The 223-nt window shown below is 35.4% G+C and carries 1 pseudogene; it reads right to left on the bottom strand.

Annotated elements, in window-relative coordinates:
- Positions 1 to 223: pseudogene (locus CHH91_RS20795) on the bottom strand (hypothetical protein); the annotation flags it as partial.

Here is a 223-nt window from a genome sequence, read left to right as displayed (position 1 = left end):
TATAATCCTCAATCATCAGCAAGTCATTATCATCAAGCTTTTGCAAGCCTTCATTTATAAATTCGCCAACCTTATCTAGATCGCTACCATTGGCATAAAAAACCGCTGCAAAGCTTTTTTGTACACTATGATCTAGCCAAGACATTTTCCTCTCAATTGTTTGATCTGGTGCTTTTTCAGCTATCTTTAATGGCTCAATATCTCCTAAAAACTTATCCCAAAA

It is taken from the genome of Virgibacillus sp. 7505, from assembly GCF_002272135.1.
Lineage (GTDB): Bacteria > Bacillota > Bacilli > Bacillales > Amphibacillaceae > Terribacillus.
Note: the sequence above shows the minus strand (reverse complement) of the source record. Positions and strands in the feature narration are given on the sequence as shown.